Origin of the sequence: Xenorhabdus szentirmaii DSM 16338 (assembly GCF_002632585.1) — a bacterium.
GTDB classification, from domain to species: Bacteria; Pseudomonadota; Gammaproteobacteria; order Enterobacterales; family Enterobacteriaceae; genus Xenorhabdus; species Xenorhabdus szentirmaii.
Genome location: NZ_NIBV01000001.1, coordinates 1,978,322 through 1,996,139, shown reverse-complemented (window position 1 = coordinate 1,996,139; position 17,818 = coordinate 1,978,322). Strand labels below are relative to the sequence as shown.

Annotated in this window: 16 protein-coding genes; 8 read left to right on the top strand and 8 right to left on the bottom strand. The window is 42.6% G+C overall.

The window, feature by feature from the left end:
* Positions 1-187: 187 nt before the first annotated feature.
* Together ampE and ampD are read right to left on the bottom strand one after the other, a co-directional pair.
* Entirely contained in the window at positions 188-1,042 is an 855-nt protein-coding gene (gene ampE, locus Xsze_RS09030; protein WP_038241856.1) for a beta-lactamase regulator AmpE, read from the bottom strand.
* A 5-nt stretch (positions 1,043-1,047) separates the two neighbouring features.
* Positions 1,048-1,590 carry a 1,6-anhydro-N-acetylmuramyl-L-alanine amidase AmpD gene (gene ampD, locus Xsze_RS09025; protein ID WP_038241859.1) on the bottom strand — a complete coding sequence of 181 codons (543 nt, stop codon included), beginning with the start codon at positions 1,588-1,590 and terminating at the stop codon, positions 1,048-1,050.
* Positions 1,591-2,037: 447 nt separating this feature from the next.
* Here ampD and ppdD point away from each other — a divergent pair, with 447 nt between their 5' ends.
* The 6 genes from ppdD to yacG all read left to right on the top strand — a co-directional run bounded on the left by ppdD (position 2,038) and on the right by yacG (position 7,328).
* Positions 2,038-2,460, top strand: a complete 423-nt coding sequence (ppdD, locus tag Xsze_RS09020) for a prepilin peptidase-dependent pilin (protein ID WP_038241861.1) — start codon at positions 2,038-2,040, stop codon at positions 2,458-2,460.
* A 68-nt stretch (positions 2,461-2,528) separates the two neighbouring features.
* Positions 2,529-4,064 carry a type II secretion system protein GspE gene (gene gspE, locus Xsze_RS09015; RefSeq protein ID WP_038241863.1) on the top strand — a complete coding sequence of 512 codons (1,536 nt, stop codon included), beginning with the start codon at positions 2,529-2,531 and terminating at the stop codon, positions 4,062-4,064.
* A gap of 238 nt (positions 4,065-4,302) precedes the next feature.
* On the top strand, positions 4,303-5,502 hold the full coding sequence (hofC, locus tag Xsze_RS09010) for a protein transport protein HofC (protein ID WP_038241867.1): 1,200 nt from the start codon (positions 4,303-4,305) through the stop codon (positions 5,500-5,502).
* A gap of 138 nt (positions 5,503-5,640) precedes the next feature.
* Positions 5,641-6,279: a dephospho-CoA kinase gene (coaE, locus tag Xsze_RS09005; RefSeq protein WP_038241869.1), complete on the top strand. Its 639-nt coding sequence runs from the start codon at positions 5,641-5,643 to the stop codon at positions 6,277-6,279.
* Positions 6,272-7,030 carry a cell division protein ZapD gene (gene zapD / locus Xsze_RS09000; protein ID WP_038241872.1) on the top strand — a complete coding sequence of 253 codons (759 nt, stop codon included), beginning with the start codon at positions 6,272-6,274 and terminating at the stop codon, positions 7,028-7,030. The genes coaE and zapD overlap by 8 nt, the downstream gene beginning before the upstream one ends.
* 100 nt (positions 7,031-7,130) lie before the next feature.
* Positions 7,131-7,328 carry a DNA gyrase inhibitor YacG gene (gene yacG, locus Xsze_RS08995; RefSeq protein WP_038241875.1) on the top strand — a complete coding sequence of 66 codons (198 nt, stop codon included), beginning with the start codon at positions 7,131-7,133 and terminating at the stop codon, positions 7,326-7,328.
* 104 nt (positions 7,329-7,432) lie between these two features.
* Here the strand turns inward: yacG and mutT are convergent, their stop codons facing one another.
* Positions 7,433-7,837 (bottom strand): 8-oxo-dGTP diphosphatase MutT, encoded by a 405-nt coding sequence (mutT, locus tag Xsze_RS08990; protein ID WP_038241877.1) that lies wholly within the window; start codon positions 7,835-7,837, stop codon positions 7,433-7,435.
* A gap of 762 nt (positions 7,838-8,599) precedes the next feature.
* Between mutT and Xsze_RS08985 the strand changes: the two genes are divergently transcribed.
* Positions 8,600-10,189 (top strand): ATP-binding cassette domain-containing protein, encoded by a 1,590-nt coding sequence (locus Xsze_RS08985; protein WP_038241880.1) that lies wholly within the window; start codon positions 8,600-8,602, stop codon positions 10,187-10,189.
* A 62-nt stretch (positions 10,190-10,251) separates the two neighbouring features.
* Here Xsze_RS08985 and secA read toward each other — a convergent pair whose 3' ends face one another.
* Together secA and secM are read right to left on the bottom strand one after the other, a co-directional pair.
* The gene (gene secA / locus Xsze_RS08980; protein WP_038241881.1) at positions 10,252-12,960 is read right to left on the bottom strand and encodes a preprotein translocase subunit SecA; all 2,709 of its coding nucleotides are present in this window, start codon (positions 12,958-12,960) and stop codon (positions 10,252-10,254) included.
* A 97-nt stretch (positions 12,961-13,057) separates the two neighbouring features.
* Positions 13,058-13,612: a secA translation cis-regulator SecM gene (secM, locus tag Xsze_RS08975; protein ID WP_038241883.1), complete on the bottom strand. Its 555-nt coding sequence runs from the start codon at positions 13,610-13,612 to the stop codon at positions 13,058-13,060.
* 36 nt (positions 13,613-13,648) lie between these two features.
* Here secM and Xsze_RS08970 point away from each other — a divergent pair, with 36 nt between their 5' ends.
* Positions 13,649-14,185, top strand: a complete 537-nt coding sequence (locus tag Xsze_RS08970; protein ID WP_038241886.1) for a DUF721 domain-containing protein — start codon at positions 13,649-13,651, stop codon at positions 14,183-14,185.
* A gap of 105 nt (positions 14,186-14,290) precedes the next feature.
* On the opposite strand, the gene lpxC is transcribed toward Xsze_RS08970, so the two are convergent.
* The 3 genes from lpxC to ftsA all read right to left on the bottom strand — a co-directional run bounded on the left by lpxC (position 14,291) and on the right by ftsA (position 17,791).
* On the bottom strand, positions 14,291-15,208 hold the full coding sequence (lpxC, locus tag Xsze_RS08965; RefSeq protein ID WP_038242045.1) for a UDP-3-O-acyl-N-acetylglucosamine deacetylase: 918 nt from the start codon (positions 15,206-15,208) through the stop codon (positions 14,291-14,293).
* 99 nt (positions 15,209-15,307) lie between these two features.
* Positions 15,308-16,468: a cell division protein FtsZ gene (gene ftsZ / locus Xsze_RS08960; protein WP_038241889.1), complete on the bottom strand. Its 1,161-nt coding sequence runs from the start codon at positions 16,466-16,468 to the stop codon at positions 15,308-15,310.
* Positions 16,469-16,534: 66 nt separating this feature from the next.
* The gene (gene ftsA / locus Xsze_RS08955; RefSeq protein ID WP_038241892.1) at positions 16,535-17,791 is read right to left on the bottom strand and encodes a cell division protein FtsA; all 1,257 of its coding nucleotides are present in this window, start codon (positions 17,789-17,791) and stop codon (positions 16,535-16,537) included.
* Between the last annotated feature and the right edge of the window lie 27 nt (positions 17,792-17,818).

Sequence of the window (17,818 nt, the reverse complement as noted above, 5' to 3'; positions counted from 1 at the left end):
GAGGTGATACCATTTAATAAATGGATATTTCTAAAAAACATCTAAAAAAATCACTATTTATTAACTTAATTTAAAAAATAAATATTTGATACACTATGAGTCATAGTTCAAAAAGGGATTTAAAAATCAAATCCCTTTTTATTTTCAATCAAATGATCATCAAATTAATAGCACATCATTTTATATATCAAACCAACGCCCCATAAACCGTTAATAGTGCAACAATAATAACAATCGTGAATGTCGCTTTTTTAGCCAATGCAACAGCAGCTACTGGTGTTTCCAGCGAATTCAAATGAGGTGCTTTGCTTAATGCAAATTGAGCCAGCTGGCTAACCACTTTATATTGGGATGTACGAAAATCAGTGAGTGAAGCGATCCAAGCAGGCAGCGCTTTTTCACCATGACCTAACAGCGCATAGGCAATCCCTGCCAGACGTGCTGGAATCCAATCCAACCAATGCAATAGAATATCAACACCAGATTGGGCTCGCTGTACTGCCGTTGCATTCTGCGCCAGCCATTCCTGATAGGCTCTGAGACATCCATATCCCACCAAAATAGCAGGGCCAAATTGTCCCAGAGCAATCAACCAAAAAATGGGGGCAAGATAATAACGGAAATTTATCCAAATTAATGCATTCTGTATCTCTCGTAGCCGCTCTTCTTTGGTTGTATCAGATAACACCCCTTGAATCATTGTCAGACGGGCTAAATAACCATTCTGTTGCTCAAGATCATCATGACGAACTGCCTGAAGATATCCGCGATAGTCAGCCCGAAGTCCTCCCGCACCAATGCATAGCAAACTTATGATAATGCTCAATAAAATTGCAGGAAGGCCAAATGCAAAAGAGCTCGAAACATCAAGTAATTTCCAAATTAACAGGGTGAATAAAAAAGTTATTCCCAAGCTCCCCCACAATGAATATGATTTTATTTTGGCAAAAACCGGGGATAAATAGCGTTCCAACTGCCAAGTGTTCCCCACCTTGAAAACACGTTCCCACGCCAGGATTAACAATAAAATAAAGAGTGTCATTCAACTCACTCCTTCAATAGTTGACGAAACTGTTCCCAGTAAAAATAAGGACCCGGGTCCGTCTTTCTACCGGGGGCGATATCACTGTGCCCTGTAATATTGTTCCGGATATCAGGATATTGGCTGATGAGCAATTTAGTGATTTCAGCCAGCTGAATGTACTGAATTTCAGTAAATGCTTCATAATCAGTACCTTCCAGTTCAATTCCTACCGAAAAATCATTGCATCTGTCACGCCCAAGGTAACAAGAGGCACCAGCATGCCAAGCTCTTTTGTCAAAAGGAACATACTGTACAATTTCCCCATTACGCCGAATCAGGCAATGGGCAGAAACCCGCAATTGCTTAATTTCCTCAAAAAAAGGATCATCCTCAGGATTTAGTGTTCCCATAAATAGTTGGTCAATATACGGCCCACCAAACTTACCGGGAGGTAAGCTAATATTATGAATAACCAACAATGATGGAATCTCATCTTCTGGGCGTAGATCACAATGTGGAGAGATAACCTTCCGTGCTGTGTCAATCCACCCGCTATGTAGTTTCATTCTGTTACCTTCTATCTTTGTTGTTTATACCCATTCAGAGCCTGATCGCCATTGGACGATTAAAGTGTAACAGATTCACTCATGAGTCCTTAACATACATCAATGTGTGTGGCGCTCTTTTATTTTATTTGCAAACCCGCCCGAAAAATTTTTTGTAAAAAATGCAACAGGTAATTAATTTCTCGATTCGATTCTACAAATATTCTTAACGCTATTTTATTTTTTTCCTTTTCCTTCATGCTGCTCATCACGATATCCCACGGATTTCGAGTTGCAGCACAACGGCGCGGGAACTTAAATTCCCGACAGTACCAAGATTCCGTAATTTTTTAAAAACAGCGGCAAGAGTGAATGGACGTAAACCAACAAAGCTACAGCTTGAAAACGATAAGTATATCTGCAAGTCAGCAATGTGTCCCCAATACTGAATACACCAAGGAAGAAAAAATGAATCAGAAAGGATTTACATTAATGGAAGTTATGGTTGTCATGGCCATTGTCTCCATTTTGAGTGCAATCGGCATTCCCAGTTATCAGGGGTATATCCAAAAAGCGGCATTGACCGATATGTTACAAGCTATTGTACCTTATAAATCTGGCGTGGAACTTTGTCGTTTTGAAACGGAAAATTACAAAGGCTGTCACTCAGGCCAGTCTTCCATTCCGTCAACTCACAACAGCCGTTATGTCAATGACATTACAGTCAAAGACGGAGAAATTACTGTCGTAGGACAACAAAATCTCAGTGAACTCAATATCACGCTGAAACCTACTCAAGATACTAAAACAGGAATAACACAATGGAAAATCTTGTGTAAATCAGAAAACGAATCACTGAAATTAAAATGTCAGGAAACGTTAAAGTTTTGAGGTGGCAATTTAAATCATTTATTTCAAAAAAACATGCTCATTCATTATCGTCATAAGGAAGAAAATTAATGATTACCAAAGAACATCCCTTAATAGAAAGAGAAATAAAAGAATTATGCCAAAAGCATCAGGCTATCATTTTAAAAAAGGATAGCCATGCTATTACTATTGCCTGCTGCCAATCACCTGACGAAGATTTTATAGCCGCATTACGTTTTATTTCTGGTTTAATCGTAAATATTGAAATTTGGCCTCAGGCAAAAATAGAATCGATGCTGGCAGAAAAAAATCTATTAATATCAGAAAAAAATTATTGTAAGGAAAATGATAATATTGCGCCTTACCGTATCGAGCAATTGGATGCCAGTAAACCGAATCATTATCCGACACAAGTCAACCATGTTCTTGATGAGGACGCCGACACACCTGTCATTCAATTAATTAATCAAACAATATTAACGTCGATACAAAAAAGATCATCTGATATCCACTTTGAGCCTTCTCAAAATGGCTATCAAATACGCATCCGGGTTGATGGCATCTTACATCTCATGCCTCCTCCCCCTGTTCAAATGAGTGTAAGTATTCCCGCTCGCTTAAAAATCATGGGCAAGCTCAATATTGCTGAAAAACGCCAGCCACAAGATGGGCAATTTGATTGGAACGATGGGAAAAACAGTTATGCAATACGTATATCAACACTCCCCATATTGCATGGAGAAAAGGTAGTCCTGCGCATTTTAAACACTATCCATCAATTATCCTTACAGCAACTTGGTCTGCCTGAAATACAGTTGCAACTGTTAAAACAAAAACTGAATTTGCCACAAGGCATGATTTTAGTGACTGGTCCCACAGGGAGCGGAAAAACTGTCACACTCTATAGCTGCCTACAATATTTAAATCAGGCAAAAATGAATATTTGCAGTGTTGAAGATCCTGTCGAAATTCCACTAAATGGTATTAATCAAACACCCGTCAATAATAAAATTGGGCTCGATTTTGCCAAAATACTCAGGGCATTGTTACGGCAAGATCCCGATATCATTATGGTTGGTGAAATTCGTGATAACGAAACTGCCGAAATATCAATGAAAGCCGCTCAAACAGGCCACTTGGTTTTATCAACACTCCATACTAATTCCACTATCGATACCTTGTCTCGTCTGCAAAATCTGGGGATTTCAGGTTATATCACCGCATCATGTGTAAAACTGATCATTGCGCAAAGACTGGTTCGGAAGCTCTGCCAACATTGCCGCCAACAAGACAATAATATTACATTGATCCCTAATCCTATAGGAAAAACAGACTCCCTCACATTAGCGATAAAAAAATGGAACGCAGTAGGCTGTGACCACTGTTTTTCTGGCTACTATGGCAGAACTGCCATCTATGAGTTTCTCGAAATCAATCCTGAACGCCAACAAATTCTATCCGAAAGATCAACGGATACACTTTCCCATTTACTTACCACACAACAAGATTCAACACTTTTTTCGGCCGGCCTTGCGTTAGTGGAAAAAGGAATAACAACCCTTGAAGAGGTTTATCAAATCACCAGCCAAGAAGTGATACCCAATGATTATCAAGATGCCACATAATGGAAAAAGAAAGAGCCAAGGTACATATAGCTCCACATAACCTGATGCGAATAGCTCAAAATCACCCAACCAAAAGCTGACCTATGGCGAGAGGCAAAGGCCTCTCACTTATTACCGGGAACTCTCAGGAACAGAGATAACCATCTGTTTATAAAAACGGTAACCAAAGTCAATAAACCAATAAAACTGCAACCTTAAAAATAGCAGCTGCACCATTTTTGAAAAACAATGAGAACATATGAACATAGAATTTATTTATCAGTGGAAAGCAATTAACAACAAAGGAAATATCATTAAAGGAGAAAGTCTTGGGCAAAGTAAAAAAAGTGTATTTCAGCAATTAAATTATCTCGAATTACAACCTTATGCCATTAAGTGCAAAGAGATGATTCATTACAGCGAAAAAGAAATTTCTTATCGCCTGCATTTTATCCATCAATTAAGTACATTACTGACATCAGGCATCCCCTTACTTCGGGGATTAACTATTTTATTGCAAGATTGCAAGTATGCTCTTTGGCGGTGTGTATTAACGGACATCATTCAAAAAATCAGTCAAGGTGAAACATTTTCCACAACGCTCGCACGTTACCCAAAGCTATTTCCGACACTATTTTGCCAAATCATCGCAGTTGGCGAGCAAACTGGTCAGCTTGAAAATTGCTGTCAATTAATTATCTCCCGACTTGAGCAACAAAATATATTGCGGGCAAAAATTCAAAAAGCTTATCGTTATCCTTTAATTGTTGCCTTCGTAACATTGATGGTCATTATTTTAATGCTGATTTTTGTTTTGCCAGAATTTCGGCAAGTGTATTCCTCCTTCGATGCCACTTTACCTTGGTTAACAACATGGGTACTGTCCAGCTCTGATTTTTTGATTCATTATGGCGCATTAATTCTTTTGATAATGTGCATTTTATTGACGGCTTATTTATGGTTGCGCCATCGTTTTCCCAAAGTGAAAATGAAAGAAAAAATGCTTCTGCTAAAACTTCCTCTATTTAAAAAACTTATCATTTACCAACAAACCAATCAGATATTTCACATTCTTTTTATGACCCAAAAAGCAGGATTAACACTCACTATGGGGCTAGAGTGTGCCCTGAATGCCACTCATCATCCTATTTTTATAAAGGGAGTGAGCAGCTTGCACAGGCAAATTCAACAAGGGATACCAATGAGTGAAGCCTTAAAAAAAGCAACTTGCTTTCCCTTTTTATGTCAACAATTTGTCACAATCGGTGAAGAATCCGGAGAGTTAGAGTCATTTTTACATAATATTGCAAAATGGTATCAAGAAAAATCCATTAACCTTGCGGATAATTTAGTCCAATTACTTGAACCCCTGTTGATGCTGATAATGGCTTTAGTTGTCGGTTTATTACTTCTGGCCATGTACCTGCCTATATTTCAATTGGGTAGCATACTGGCGTAACAACACTTTTGTGCTTGACGTTATTTTTATCACCTATCACTCGTAATGCCGGGAATAATAACGTGTTTGTTTATAGCCCAACACTCTCCCTTGAGTTACAATTTAATTATGCTATCAGACTATGTTTTAAGGGATAGAATGAATTATATTATTGCACTCACTGGTGGAATTGGTAGCGGTAAAACGACTATCTCTAATGTATTTTCGTCCCTTGGCGCTCCCATTATTGACGCAGATGTTATTGCCAGAGAAGTGGTTGCTGCCGGGACGCCTGCATTGCAGGCAATCGTTGAGCATTGTGGTGCTGATATACTACTTCCTGACGGTAACCTTAACCGTGCAATGTTACGTCAAAAAATCTTTGATTCTCCAATAGAAAAGCAATGGCTTAATGCGCTTTTACACCCATTGATACACACAGAAACACGGCGGCAATTAGGCCAAGTTACAGCCCCTTATGTCATCTGGGTTGTTCCTTTGCTAATTGAAAATAATTTAATGCACTTAGCAAACCGTATTTTGGTTGTCGATGTCCCTCCTGAGATACAAATCAGCCGAACAATGGCCCGTGATGGCGTAACTCGTCAGCACGTTGAAAATATTTTGGCTGCACAGGCCAGCCGCCACCAAAGATTGGCACAAGCAGATGATGTCATTTCCAACCACCAGAGCGAGCAAGACATAACCTCCCGTGTAATGGAGTTACATCAGCAATATCTGAAACAAGCAGAAGCGTTTAAAACAAAATCAGTCAGACAGGAAAATCATAATGAGTGATGCAACCTCCTCTATTATTTTTGAACATCCACTCAATGAAAAAATGCGTTCATGGTTGAGGATTGAGTCTTCATTACAACAATTGGAAAAACAGCGCTGTCTTGACTCACAATCAAGTAGCCTTGCGTTCTTTCGTACCATTGCCGAGTTAATTGAAATCCTGGAGCGTGGGGAAGTCCGTTCTGAATTACTGAAAGAGTTAGAACGCCAACAAACAAAATTAAAACACTGGCTAAGTGCTCCTAATGCTGATGCAGCGATGATCCATACTTTAACGGAACAACTCAAAGAACGCAGCATAGCCCTGAGTCAGGCTCCCCGGCTTGGTCACTCTATCAAAGAAGATCGGATGATTAACATGGTTCGCCAGCGACTCAGCATTCCGGGAGGGTGTTGTAGTTTTGATCTGCCGACATTACACCTGTGGCTGCACTTGCCACAATCAAGCAGAGATCAAACCGTCAAGCTCTGGCTAGATAGCCTTGCTCCCCTGCAACGAGCATTAGAAAGTATTTTGGGGCTGATACGCCAAACTGCACCTTTTACGCCTAGAATTGCCCATAATGGTTTCTTTCAAGGTAATGCAGATGAGGCTGATTTATTGAGATTAAAATTAGACATTGATATAAATTCACTGGCTTATCCGCAAGTCTCTGGCTACAAAACTCGCTTTGCCATTCGTTTTTTACCTATGGACAGTGAGCATGGAATTGTCCCTGCCAATTTGTCATTTGAATTAGCCTGCTGTTAACATATACCCAATGCATTCCAAGTTGCTGCCCGGCACACCACCCAGCAACTTGAGAATGAGAAGGATAACCTTCAAATCGTGTTGTGCAGGAGAAATTGAAATGTCTGAAGTATTAACGGTTGAATGCCCAACATGTGGCAATACCGTCATTTGGGGAGAAATTAGCCCGCATCGTCCATTTTGCAGCAAGCGTTGCCAATTAATAGACTTAGGTGAATGGGCCAGCGAGGAAAAGAAAATACCGAGTCAGAGTGACTGTTCAGAAAATGAGAACTGGAGCGAAGACCCAAACTTGTAGCATCATTCAGTTGACATCGCAGCTGTCCTCCATGGGTCGGAACATGCTGCGATGTAACATGAATATCTTAAAATTGTTCAATTCAAGAGGTTAAATTCTATTTTTCAATGGGCATTATTTTTCGTCAGAAAAGCCACGATACTGCGGTTTGCAGGTGGAAATTCATCCGCAATTAATGCTGATTGCGGGACCCAGCGGAAAGGCTGTCCTTCTTTACCAAATGGTTTATCTTCCCATTTATCAACCATAAAAAAGTAGAGCGTAATATTTCTGTCAGGAAAGTCATGTTGGATAGTATCCATCAACTCCCAATGGGTGACAGTAATTCCAACTTCTTCCCTTAATTCTCTAATCAAGGCTTGTTCTGGTGTTTCTCCTTGTTCAAGTTTCCCGCCGGGAAACTCCCAAAAACCGCCCATATGTGAATCAACATGACGCTGAGTGATAAATATTTCATCTTGACTATTTTTGATGATGCCTGCGGCAATATGCAGATGTTTTTTTTCCATAATGATTTTTTCTTGCTGTTTACTCTTTAAACGAAGCTCTACTTGAGGAAGGAACGAAAAAGGAACTAAGAGTCTGAGGCACGATCAAAATTTTTGCAAAGAAAAATCACAGGGCATTGCCTTTATTGATTTCGCCAAAATCATCGTCTTTCATAATCTGCGGCTTCCCGAAATAAAGTTTTTGATGGGTAGTACAGCAAAAAAATACAGATGGTCACCATCCGGTTAAGGGATTGGGAAAAAATTAACAACACAGAGATTACATTGACATAATTCTGAAAAATAAATGAATTGCCATCACAACTTTCCCCTTCTCTGTCAGAAGCTGTGAATGCCGAAAGAAAGTGATATCCATTAGTTTTTTGCTTAAGAATAGCAATGTCAGAATCCTGTCAATGTAAGCTTGGTTTTTTTCGGTTGGAAGGTATATGCAATTAAAGCCGATCTCATTGAATTAATGGCAAAAATCAGCCGTAAGGTATTGTTGTGCCTATTCGATATTAAATGCTTTGAAATAACGATTATGACTCATGTGAAATAAATTATGGGCATAATTCAGGTTATTTAATCTGGGTTATTATCTCTTGCAAACAACAATAAAATTAGCTTAAATTGAAAAGCTGCATTTCATTCAACTGTTAATAAACTTTACCCTTCACAAGAACATATCATGTAAAAACAGATAGCAAGCGGTGTAAAAAAATCCATTTCAAAATAGATTCAGATTGAGCCATTCTTTCAAAGAATAAGGAAAAACCGTTTATGCAATATGGCGCTCAACAATTAATTGAAGCAAAACAAATCGCCTATCAATTTTCCAGTGAAGCAGCCCCTTTGTTTTCAGGTATTGATATGTTTTTAAATGCAGAACAACATGCGTTAGTCGGGCGTAATGGTATTGGCAAGTCTTGGTTGGCATCTATATTGGCACAAAAGATCTCACCCACCGAAGGCGGTGTAAGGCATTTTTGTGATGTGGGCTATTTATCACAAGGTTTGGCATCTTTTGCTGGCAACGCCGCCGATATGCTGGGATTAACCAAGATCATGAAGGCGAATGAGCGGGTTCTGGCCGGTGTTGGTGACACAAGCGATTTCGATGTGATGGAGGGTAATTGGGATTGGCAATTTCAGGTTGAATCTTTGCTAGCAGAAGGTGAACTCAATCCAAACATACTGAACCAACCTTTTAATTTCCTGAGCGGAGGAGAGCAAACACGAATCAAACTATTGACACTAAAAAGACAAGGTGCCGGCTTTATGATTTTGGATGAACCCAGCAATCACCTTGATCGGCAAGGGCGTCTTTGGCTAGCGCGATGGCTGGATGCTTTCAATGGCGGTATTTTGCTGGTTACCCACAATACCCAATTGCTGCAACATACATCAATTGTCTATGAACTCAACGGATTAAGGTTATCCCGCAGTATCGGCGGGTGGGCGACGTGGTTGGAAAGTAAGGAACAACTCCGGCTGGGTATTCAGCGTGAAGCCGAACAAACCCAGAAAAGCTTGAAACAAGTATTGCAAGACAAGCAAAAAGATCATGAAAAAATAAACAAGAGGCAGAGTCAGGACAAGCAACGGCGAGAAAATGCCAACCAAGCTAAAATTCTTCTTGATCGTCAGTTGGATCGTTCAGGGGCCACTCTGTCACGACAAGCAAAATTACATGAAGAACGAATACAAAGGCATAGCTCACTTGCCACAGATGCCAGAACGAAATTAGAAATTGTTGATCCGCTGTCCATTGCTGTAGCCACTCCACAAACTGCTACCCCACCGTTACTTCACTTGCAGGATGTTATTCTCCCTTTTGGCTCAGATTCCCCCATTAGTCTCACAATGAATAGTAATGAACGTCTTGCTGTTGTCGGCAATAATGGCAGCGGAAAATCAACCTTATTGAAAGTCATGACAGGGCTTCTCTCTCCCAAACAAGGAACTTGCCGAATCACTCTCTCCTATCGTCTGATGGATCAACATTTTTCGTTTCTGGATAAAAATCAATCCGCTTTGCATAATTTTCAATTACAGTCTCCGGGCTGGACTGACGATCGCTACCGAACCCACCTCGCGCAATTACGCATTCGTGGGGAAGAAGCATTAAAACCTGTCGGCAATCTGAGCGGTGGCGAACAACTTAAGGTTGCACTGGCGTGTCTGTTTTGTGGCCCATATGCTCCCGCCCTATTGCTATTGGATGAGCCAGACAATCATCTGGATATTGAATCACGAGAACTGCTTCAGAAAGCATTACACGATTATGCCGGTGCCATGGTTTTGATTTCCCATGATGAGCAGTTTATTGATGGTGTGGGTAATATGCAGGAATTGGTATTGAAAATTTAACGGGTTCGCCAGTGGTCATCGTTGGCTTCACAATGACCACTGGCATTTTACATTAAATCTAATTATAAGCGGCCATGACAATGCTTATATTTTTTGCCAGAACCACATGGGCAAGGGTCGTTACGCCCGACTTTACGTTCCCCGCTTGCCATCTTCGCCTCAGCCTCTGACATCAGCGCACCTTGTTCAACTTCATGGCTTAAATGTTGTCTTCTCGCCAAACGCTCCGCTTCTTCACGACGCTGTTGCTCTAGCGCTTCAACTTCTTCCGGCATTCTGACCTGAACCTTGCCCAAGGTGCTGATCACTTCGTATTTCAGTGATTCCAGCATGTTAGCAAACATGGCGAAGGATTCACGCTTGTATTCTTGCTTTGGATCTTTCTGTGCATAACCACGCAAATGAATGCCCTGGCGCAAGTAATCCATCGCAGCCAAATGCTCTTTCCATAATGTATCCAGCGTTTGCAGCATGACGCCTTTTTCAAAGTTACGCATCATCTCTTCACCAACGATCTCTTCTTTCTGTTGATAAGATTCAATCGCTTTCTCAAGGATGCGTTCACGCAATGTTTCTTCGTGTAATTCTGGCTCTTTATCCAGCCATTCTTTGATTGGCAACGGCAAGTCAAAATCGTTGGTCAAACGTTCCTGCAAACCTTCCACATCCCACATTTCTTCCAGTGATTGTGGTGGAATATAGGCATCAATGGTAGATTTGAAGACGTCTTCACGAATGCTTGCAATGGTTTCGCTGACATCGCTCACATCAAGCAAATCGTTGCGTTGGGCATAAATTGCACGGCGCTGGTCATTCGCTACATCATCATATTCCAGCAGTTGCTTACGAATATCGAAGTTACGGCTCTCAACCTTGCGCTGGGCATTGGCAATCGCTTTGGTAACCCATGGGTGTTCGATCGATTCACCCGGCTGCATACCCAGTTTGCGCATCATTCCTGTAACGCGGTCAGAAGCAAAAATACGCATCAGGGAGTCTTCCATTGAGAGATAGAAGCGTGAAGAACCCGCGTCTCCCTGACGCCCTGCACGACCACGCAGCTGGTTATCAATACGGCGTGATTCATGGCGTTCTGTACCAATGATATGCAAACCACCGGCTGCCAGAACCTCTTTATGGCGCACTTGCCATTCGGCTTTGATTTTCTCGATTTGTTCTTCAGTCGGCTCTGACAATTTAGCAATTTCAGCCTGCCAACTTCCGCCCAACATGATATCTGTACCACGACCGGCCATGTTGGTTGCGATAGTCACGGTTCCTGCCTGACCCGCCTGAGAGATAATATCCGCTTCCATTGCATGGTATTTTGCGTTCAACACATTGTGTGCAATGCCCGCATGCGTCAATGCATTGGAAACCACTTCTGATTTTTCAATCGAAATTGTCCCCACCAATACAGGCTGGCCTTTGCTGGTACGCTCTTTGATATCTTCAATGATCGCTTCAATTTTTTCCGCTTCCGTCATGTAAACCAGATCGGCTAAATCTTGACGGACCATCGGACGGTTTGTCGGTACGACAATGGTATCCAGTTTATAAATAGAACTGAATTCAAAGGCTTCCGTATCAGCAGTCCCCGTCATCCCTGCTAATTTTTCATATATGCGGAAATAATTCTGGAAAGTGATTGAAGCCAATGTCTGGTTTTCATTCTGGATTTCAACGCCTTCCTTCGCTTCCACAGCCTGATGCAGACCATCAGACCAGCGACGCCCCTGCATTGTACGCCCGGTATGTTCGTCAACAATGATAACTTCACCTTCTTTGACGATATAATCGACATCGCGGGTAAACAGGGCATGTGCACGCAAGGCGGCTGTTACATGATGCATCAACATGATGTTAGTCGGTGAATACAAGGATTCGCCTTCATCCATCAATTTGGCAGCAACCAACAGCTCTTCAACCAACACCAAGCCACGCTCTGTCAGGTTAACCTGACGTGATTTTTCATCGACAGAGAAGTGCCCTTCACCCTGGAAAGTATCTGAATCCTCTTTTTCCTGACGAACCAATTTGGGTATCAGCTTATCCACCTTGATATAAAGTTCAGAGCTATCTTCAGCAGGCCCTGAAATGATCAGCGGTGTACGCGCTTCATCAATCAGAATTGAATCCACTTCATCCACTAAGGCGTAGTGCAGTTTGCGTTGAACTCGTTCTTCTGGGCTAAATGCCATGTTGTCACGCAGGTAATCGAAACCATACTCATTGTTAGTTCCGTAAGTAATATCTGCGGCATAAGCTTCGCGTTTTGCTGGCGCAGGCATACCCGGTAAGTTGATGCCAACGGTCAAACCAAGGAATTCAAACAATGGGCGGTTATTTTCGGCGTCACGCTGGGCCAAGTAATCATTCACAGTAACAACATGAACCCCTCGTCCGCTCAGGGCATTGAGGTATGCCGGCAATGTTGCTGTCAGGGTTTTACCTTCACCGGTACGCATTTCCGCAATGCAACGTTCATTCAGTACCATGCCGCCCAGCAACTGAACATCAAAATGACGCATGCCAAAAACACGCTTGCTGGCTTCACGAACAGTTGCAAAGGCTTCCGGCAGAATTTTTTCCAGTGTGTCCCCTTCTTTCAGGCGGGCACGGAATTGGTCTGTTTTGGCTTTCAGTTCTTCGTCAGTGAGTTTTTCAAAATCCGGCTCCATGCGGCTGATCACATCAACCACTTTGCGCAAACGGCGCAAGGTACGATCATTACGGCTACCAAAAATTTTAGTCAGTAATTTAATTAGCATATTTAGTACATCTCAGATAAGGCTATCGTTGTAGCCAACCAATCATTAATCAAAAAAAGCTGTCTTATTCAGTCAAAAACAAAATAAAACAGCATTATTACAGCAAAGAAAAATGATTAGAAATTGGCCCGGCTCTGATACCTTGTATTTGAGCGACCCAGAGTGCCGGAGTATGAATATCAGGAAGCGCAGCCATCGCCAAAGAAACATCAGCAACAGTTTCATTCAATGGCATGGAGGCTTGTGTCAGCATCGCATGCAACGTATCTAACATCAGTTGTTGCATGGATGGAGAAGAGATCTGTGAACTTTCTTTTACTGTTTCGTATCTGGCTGGTTTTGCCATCGAAAAAGCAAAAGAAAGTTGACGGATCACATTACGTACAACATGTTGCTGCCAGTAATTTAAAGAGCTTACCGGTTGACGCTGCGCACTTTTTAATTGAAACAAATGGAGTTGAAATAAATGTTCAAACGAAGAGAAAGCTTGATTTTGGTTTCCTTGGGAGGAAGATGTATTCGTGTGGGGAAGGCTTTCTGCCACTCCAGCGAAAACAGTAGGAACACCAATTCCTGTTGCAACCATGCCCAGTAAAAGGTGAGACCAAAAATAACGTCTACCAAATTGTCGCCAAAGATTTAAAATACTCATTAATCCTTCATTAATAAATACTGGAGCTGCCTTGTTATGCGAGATAGTCGCCCAAAACTACTGGATACATTATTTGAAGACTCGGTGACTGTCGGAAAAAGCCCGCTTCAAAATATTCAACAACATACCAGCGCATTATTAAAATTAAACCGTGTTGTTCTCTGTTTACTTCCCGCACAATTGCAGCCATTGTGCAGGGTCGCCAATTATCGCAAACAAATTCTGGTACTGGAAGTAGGAAATGCCAGTTGGATGACACGACTTCGTTATGAAATCCCGACATTGCTTTCTACTCTGAGGAGTGAAATTCTACCATCTTTATCCTCAATCGACATCAGGATTAATCCATCATTGATGGTTAAGAATAGCAATCATCTCCAGAATTCATCAAAATCGCTAATAAAAGAAACCAATAATGATAGTCAGGATCTTCCGAAACGCCATTTAACACATGAAAGTGCAAAAATATTAATGGGATTGGCTGAACGTAGCCCGGAAAAATTAAAGAAGAAATTAGAACAATTGGCTGCGCTGGCCGGAGAGGGTACCAGTACAGCCAAAAGGAAACGCTAACGTTGAATGAAAAGCATCAACGAAAGGAGCGTAATCGATAACATAACCCATTGATGTATCATAGGCGTACTCTCAACACGCTCTAAGCTGATTGATTATCAGCCATTATGCCAACACGAGTGATGGGGCACGGAAAGCCAATGGCATCTCAGCTTCATCTTCGAAGGTGACAAATTCCCAAGCACTTTCTTCAGCCAAGACTGCTTGCAGTAGCTTGTTATTGAGTGCATGGCCTGATTTGAAGGCAGTAAACGCACCAATAATATTGTAGCCACACATAAACAGATCACCGATAGCATCCAGCATCTTATGGCGGACAAATTCATCAGCAAAACGCAAGCCATCTTCATTGAGCACTCGGTAGTCATCAACCACAATGGCGCAATCAAAACTGCCGCCAAGACACAATCCTTTAGATTGTAAGTACTCAATGTCGCGCATAAAACCGAAAGTCCGTGCACGACTAATTTGACGAACAAACGAGTCCGCAGAGAAATCCAGACAATAACGCTGGGTGCTGGAATCAATTGCCGGATGGTTAAAATCAATGGTGAAATCCAGACTAAAACCATGGTAAGGCGATAATTCAGCCCACTTATCACCATCTTCTACACGAACGGTATCTTTTATACGTACAAATTTCTTCGCGGTATTCAACTCTTCGATACCTGCATCCAACAGCAGGAATACAAATGGGGCAGCACTTCCATCCATAATCGGGATCTCGGGTGCATCAACATCAATAATAATGTTATCAATGCCTAGACCTGCCAACGCCGCATTCAAATGTTCAACGGTTGAAATCCGTACATTCTGCTCATTAACCAGACAGGTGCAGAGCATAGTATCACGCACAGATTTAGCATCTGCCGGAAAATCTACCGGAGGATTCAAGTCAGTACGACGATAGATGACCCCGGTATTAGCCGGTGCTGGACGCATTGTCAGCGTGACCTTTTTACCGGTGTGCAAACCGACGCCAGTCGCTTGAACAATACGTTTTAGTGTCCTTTGTTTGATCATCATTTATATCTCGCAATGTTACGTATCCCGCCAGTCAGTATAAAGTATGACTGGCAGGACAGTTTAGCACAAAAAGCGGAGAAACCAATTTTTTAGCTATTAATCAGCCTGCTTGCGCAAAAATGCTGGAATATCTAAATAATCAGGTTCTTTACTGGTCTGTGCATTTTGGTCATTCACGACTTTTGCAACAGTCTTATTCTCATCAGACAAAGAAGAAATCCCCGGCATCTGCTGATAGCGACGATCTATTGTATTTGCCTGAGGTGCCTTGTTATTGGTTACCAGTGTAATTTCTGGACGTTTGTCCATACCAATACCTGTTGCCACAACAGTAACACGCAGTTCATCGTTCATGTCCGGATCGAGTGACGTACCGATAACCACGGTTGCATTATCTGAAGCAAATGCACGGATCGTGTTACCCACCGTTTCAAACTCATCCAGACGCAAGTCAAAGCCCGCCGTAATGTTAACCAGAACACCACGTGCACCAGAAAGGTCAATATCTTCCAGCAAGGGGCTGGAAATGGCCATTTCGGCTGCTTCTTCCGCGCGATCTTCACCTTGTGCAATACCTGATCCCATCATGGCGTAACCCATTTCAGACATCACAGTACGAACGTCAGCAAAGTCAACGTTCATCAGACCCGGACGTGTAATCAGCTCTGCAATGCCTTGAACCGCTCCTTTCAAGACATCATTGGCAGCACCGAATGCATCCAGCAAGGAAATGCCACGGCCGAGAACTTTCAATAATTTGTCATTCGGGATCGTGATCAATGAGTCCACATGCTTGGACAATTCAGTGATCCCCTGTTCCGCGAAGGCCATGCGTTTTTTGCCTTCGAAGTTAAATGGCTTGGTCACAACAGCAACCGTCAATATGCCAAGCTCTTTGGCAATTTCAGCCACCACAGGTGCCGCACCCGTACCTGTTCCACCGCCCATACCCGCAGCGATGAATACCATGTCAGCCCCTTCCAGTGCAGTACGCAATGACTCACGATCTTCTTCTGCCGCTGTCCGACCCACTTCAGGGTTTGCACCAGCACCCAATCCTTTCGTAATGCCGTTGCCAATCTGGATAGTCTGACCAACAGCCGTCTTACGCAGTGCCTGAGCATCTGTGTTAACCGCAAAGAAGTCTACGCCTTCAATGCGTTCACGCACCATGTGCTCAACAGCATTACCGCCGCCGCCGCCGACGCCGATGACTTTAATCACCGCGTCATTGGTTAATTCCAGTGGTTCAAACATAATCTCTCTCCGTTTTGTGCCTTTATATCGAGGCCGGCGACATTGTCGTAGCCTCAGAATAAAAAATCAAAATTCTTTTTTCAGCCAGTTGCTGGCTCGCTTGAACCAGCCACTCACTGACGTTCTTTTATCAGCATCTGAATCTCCGCCAAGGTGAGATTCTTTGCCATAGTGGAGAAGCCCTACTGCCGTTGAATAGCAAGGCTCCTGCACGTAATCTGTCAGTCCAGTAATGTTCAGTGGACGGCCAATGCGCACCTGAGTGTGAAACACCCGCTGGGCACAATCGGCCAGACCATCAATCTGGGCTCCCCCTCCAGTTAAAACAATCCCCGCTGCCAGATGATGTTTTACCCCCTGCTGACGCAATTGCTCCTGCAATCGCAAGATTTCATCATTTACTAAATTCAGCAATTCGGTATAACGGGGCTCAATCACCTCTGCCAAAGTTTGGCGCTGCAAGCTACGGGGCGGCCGTCCTCCGACACTCGGAACTTCTACACTTTCATCCTTGCTGACTATCGAACCCAATGCGCAACCGTGACGAACTTTGATGGTTTCAGCATCACTTGGGGGAGTACCAAATGCATAAGCAATGTCACTCGTTACGACATTTCCTGCATAAGGAATGACTTTAGTGTGACGCAATGCACCACCGGTGTATACGGCGATATCCATTGTTCCACCACCGATATCCACAACGCACACACCCAATTCACGCTCATCTTCTGTCAGCACGGCATAACTTGCTGCCAACCCTGCAAAAATAAGCTGGTCAACTTTGAGTCCACAGCGTTCCACTGCTTTTACAATATTCTTTGCCATATCGTTATGGCAGGTAATCAAGTGGACTTTTGCCTTCATACGTACACCAGAGAGGCCAACCGGGTTTTTGATCCCTTCCTGATAGTCAATCGCGTATTCCTGTGGAATCACATGCAAAATACGGTGCTCGTCACGAACACGAACCGATTTGGCGGTGTGGACAACACTGTCCACATCATCTTGTGTCACTTCTTCTTCCGAAATCGGCACCATACCAATTTCGTTCTGACAACTAATGTGCTTGCCGGAAAGCGCCAGATAAACTGACGATATCTGACAATCAGCCATCAACTCAGCCTGATCAATGGCGCGTTGCACGCATTTAACGACAGATTCGAGATCATTGACACCGCCTTTATCCATGCCGCGGGATGGGCAACTTCCTACTCCGATAATATTAACCATACCATCGGGCAGAATTTCACCAACCAGGGCAGATACCTTTGCTGTCCCGATTTCTAGGCCAACTACTAATTTTCTGTCCGTTGATTTGATCATTGTTATTCTGCCTGTCTCTGTATTATT

Excerpts from the sequence above, each read along its gene's own strand:
- hofC (WP_038241867.1), top strand. The coding sequence starts at position 4,303 with ATGAACATAGAATTTATTTATCAGTGGAAAGCAATTAACAACAAAGGA.
- coaE (WP_038241869.1), top strand. The coding sequence starts at position 5,641 with ATGAATTATATTATTGCACTCACTGGTGGAATTGGTAGCGGTAAAACG.
- gspE (WP_038241863.1), top strand. The coding sequence starts at position 2,529 with ATGATTACCAAAGAACATCCCTTAATAGAAAGAGAAATAAAAGAATTA.
- ampE (WP_038241856.1), bottom strand. The coding sequence starts at position 1,042 with ATGACACTCTTTATTTTATTGTTAATCCTGGCGTGGGAACGTGTTTTC.
- ampD (WP_038241859.1), bottom strand. The coding sequence starts at position 1,590 with ATGAAACTACATAGCGGGTGGATTGACACAGCACGGAAGGTTATCTCT.
- Xsze_RS08985 (WP_038241880.1), top strand. The coding sequence starts at position 8,600 with ATGCAATATGGCGCTCAACAATTAATTGAAGCAAAACAAATCGCCTAT.
- yacG (WP_038241875.1), top strand. The coding sequence starts at position 7,131 with ATGTCTGAAGTATTAACGGTTGAATGCCCAACATGTGGCAATACCGTC.
- lpxC (WP_038242045.1), bottom strand. The coding sequence starts at position 15,208 with ATGATCAAACAAAGGACACTAAAACGTATTGTTCAAGCGACTGGCGTC.
- zapD (WP_038241872.1), top strand. The coding sequence starts at position 6,272 with ATGAGTGATGCAACCTCCTCTATTATTTTTGAACATCCACTCAATGAA.
- ppdD (WP_038241861.1), top strand. The coding sequence starts at position 2,038 with ATGAATCAGAAAGGATTTACATTAATGGAAGTTATGGTTGTCATGGCC.
- ftsA (WP_038241892.1), bottom strand. The coding sequence starts at position 17,791 with ATGATCAAATCAACGGACAGAAAATTAGTAGTTGGCCTAGAAATCGGG.
- secA (WP_038241881.1), bottom strand. The coding sequence starts at position 12,960 with ATGCTAATTAAATTACTGACTAAAATTTTTGGTAGCCGTAATGATCGT.
- mutT (WP_038241877.1), bottom strand. The coding sequence starts at position 7,837 with ATGGAAAAAAAACATCTGCATATTGCCGCAGGCATCATCAAAAATAGT.
- Xsze_RS08970 (WP_038241886.1), top strand. The coding sequence starts at position 13,649 with ATGCGAGATAGTCGCCCAAAACTACTGGATACATTATTTGAAGACTCG.
- ftsZ (WP_038241889.1), bottom strand. The coding sequence starts at position 16,468 with ATGTTTGAACCACTGGAATTAACCAATGACGCGGTGATTAAAGTCATC.
- secM (WP_038241883.1), bottom strand. The coding sequence starts at position 13,612 with ATGAGTATTTTAAATCTTTGGCGACAATTTGGTAGACGTTATTTTTGG.